Origin of the sequence: Streptomyces torulosus (assembly GCF_001419765.1) — a bacterium.
GTDB classification, from domain to species: domain Bacteria; phylum Actinomycetota; class Actinomycetes; order Streptomycetales; family Streptomycetaceae; genus Streptomyces; species Streptomyces torulosus.
In genome coordinates this window covers 1-2,789 of sequence record NZ_LIRK01000078.1, presented here as the reverse complement: position 1 = coordinate 2,789, position 2,789 = coordinate 1, and the positions used below count along the sequence as shown (strand labels likewise).

The 2,789-nt window shown below is 72.0% G+C and carries 3 protein-coding genes; all 3 read right to left on the bottom strand.

Going from position 1 to position 2,789, the window contains the following annotated elements; translation table 11 throughout:
• A partial coding sequence (locus AOK23_RS06790; RefSeq protein ID WP_240496288.1) for a histidine kinase occupies positions 1-886 on the bottom strand: 886 nt, incomplete at its 3' end.
• The gene (locus AOK23_RS06785) at positions 886-1,788 is read right to left on the bottom strand and encodes a DUF5936 domain-containing protein (protein WP_055711835.1); all 903 of its coding nucleotides are present in this window, start codon (positions 1,786-1,788) and stop codon (positions 886-888) included. The genes AOK23_RS06785 and AOK23_RS06790, both read right to left, overlap by 1 nt.
• 20 nt (positions 1,789-1,808) lie before the next feature.
• Entirely contained in the window at positions 1,809-2,756 is a 948-nt protein-coding gene (locus tag AOK23_RS06780; protein ID WP_063791295.1) for a type II secretion system F family protein, read from the bottom strand.
• Between the last annotated feature and the right edge of the window lie 33 nt (positions 2,757-2,789).

The window sequence follows — 2,789 nt, the reverse complement described above, 5'->3', positions numbered from 1 at the left end:
ACGGCCTGGCCCTCGCCGCGGACGCGCTGTCGACCTCCGCGGACCGCCCGGCCCCCGACCCGGCCGTACTGCGCCAGCAGGCGACCCTCGTGGCCGCGGCGAGGGCCAGGCCGTGCAGGGTCTTGGCCACGGAGTCGTGCAGTTCGCGGGCCAGCCGGGCGCGTTCCGACTCGACGGCCTCCGCCACGGCGAGACGGGACGTGGCCTCCGCGAGGGCCTGCGTGGCCGTACCGAAGCGGAACATCAGGTTGCGGAGGGTCACGCCGATAATGCCGGCCGCGACGCAGAAACCGGCGATGAGGAGGGTGCCCGCGCCCGCTCCCGGGCTGTGCTCCCAGGCACGGTGGACGGTCAGCAGGACGGCCAACTGGAGGCCGGTGAAGAGGCCGGCGCCGCGCCAGCCGTAGAGCAGGCCGGAGAGGAGCGGGGTGCAGACCGTGGCGTAGGCGAGGGGCGAGACCGGGGAGGCGGTGAGGAGGAGGACCGCGCCGAGGAGGAGGTCCAGCGCCATCAGGGAGGGGTGCGCGAGGAGACGGGGGGCGAAGCGGTCCCAGTCCCTCAGGGTGGCGTAGGAGATGGTGATGCCCAGGGCGGCGGCGATGAGTACGGCGTGGGTGGGTGCGCCGTCGGAGGTGTTGGCCATGGCGAAGGGGGTGCCGATGGCCAGCATCGTGAGGCGGACGGCGATCGTCTGGCGGGAGAGGGCCTGGAGGGCGTTCAGCTGGAGGCGGAGAGTCGCGGGGGGTGCCGCGTCGTCCTGGAGGTAGCCGGTGGTGGGGGCGACGGAGGGGGCCGCGGTGCGGTCGTCCGACGGGCGGCGCCGACGGGCCGCCGCCGAGACGCTCCAGCGGGTCCATGGGGGCAGGTTTGGTCCGCGGGTTCTCATCAGCGGCCCAGGATCTCGCCGAAGTTCGTGCCCGAACCGAGGAACATGCCCGTCGCGATGAGGATCATCGTCGCCGGGAGCATGAAGATCAGAGTTACCAGCGTCGCCTTGGGGATCGTCCTCGCCGCCCTGCGCCGCGCGTTCTGGGCGTCCGTGCGGCGCATGTCGGCGGCCAGCTGGATCAACGTCTCCGCGATGGGACTGCCCAGCTCCTCGCCCTGCTGCAACGCCGAGACGAACTGCGCCACCTGCTCGGAGGAGTTGCGCTTGCGGAGTTCGTCGAACGCCTGGCGGCGGCTGACGCCCATGTCCATCTGGCGAAGCGTGATGCGGAGTTCGTCGGCCCACGGGCCCTCGTACTTCTCCGCCACCCGGTCCAGGGCCTGGCGGAAACCGAGGCCCGCCGAGACGACCACGGCGAGCACGTCCAGGAAGTCGGGAAGCGTGCGGTCGATGACGTCCTTGCGTTCCCGGACCGCCTGCCAGATCGCGGCGTCCGCGGCGAAGAACCCGAACGCGAACGTGCCTGCGGCGAACAGGGGGCGGTCACTGGTGAGGAAGACCAGCCCCATGAAGGCGCCGAAGAAGCCGTAAACGGCCCGGCGAGCGGCGTAACGGTTGAGGGTGAGGCCGCCGGGGTTGCCCGCCATGTCGATGCGGCGGCGCTTCGCCTCGACCCGGCGAGGGCCCATGAGACGCAGCACGAACGGGGCGAAGCGCATACCGAGCCGGTCGACCGCCGAGCCCGTCTTGGAGACACGGGTCGCGCCCACCTCCAGGGCGAGGGCCAGGTCGCTCGGGAGTTTCGCGTCGGCGCGGATCATCCGGATGCCGAGCAGGACACCCGCCACGGCAATGGCCATCAGCAGGGCGAGGAGGAGCGGGAGCGTCGATGTCGTCATGTCGGATCGCGGCTCCCTTCTCAGACTTCGATCTTGCCGAGGCGGCGGATGACGAAGAAACCGACGGTGTAGAGGCCGATCGACACCAGGACCAGGACCTGGCCGAGGGGCGAACCGGTCACGCGGGCCAGTGCGCCCTCGTTCGAGGAGTTGATCAGGAGGAGGGAGCCCAGGCCCAGGAACGGGACCGTGAACGCCGTCGCGTTGACCTCCGAGAGCATCGTGCGGACCTCGCGTCGCGTCTCCTTGCGGTCCTCCAGGGTCTGGGTGAGATTGCGGAGCGAACTGACGACCGTGCCGCCCGCCTTGTTCGACAGGACGAGGGTGGTGACGAGGACGATGAGTTCGCGGGACGGGAGGCGTTCGGCGAGCTCGCCGAGCGCGTCGTCCACGGAACGGCCGAGGGCCAACTGGTCCGCGACCCGCGCCAGCTCCTCCCCCGCCGGGGCCTCCAATTCCTCCGCCGCCATCGCCAGCGCCGTGCGCAGGGCGAGACCGGCCGCCGTGGCGTTGGCCAGGAGGCGGGCCACGTCGGGGAGCTGGTTGATGAACGCCTCGATGCGTTTCTGGCGCTGCCAGTTGAGGAAGATCGCGGCTGCCCAGATGCCGACGGCGCCGGCGATCGGGCCGAAGAACGGCGCGAGCGTCGCGGCGGCGATCAGCCACAGGGCGACCACGACCATCGCCACGTATGTGGCGAACTCGCCCGCTGTCAGGTCGAGTCCCGTGGTGGTCAGGCGAAGGTGGATCGCCCGGCCGAGGCGGGTGCGGCGCAGCCGGCGGTCTACGGCCGTGAACCGTCGTACGCGGCCGCTCGCCGTGCGGAGCGGGCCGATCTGGCCGCCGGCGAGACGGTCGACCAGGGCCTGGCGCTGCGCGCGGCCCGAGGCGTAGGTGTGCGCGCCCGCGACGGCGAGGGTGCCGCACAGGACGGTGGCGCCGAGGGCCAGCAGGGTGGCGTTGTTCACCGGGCGCTCCTGTCTGGGGGCTCGGGGCGGGGT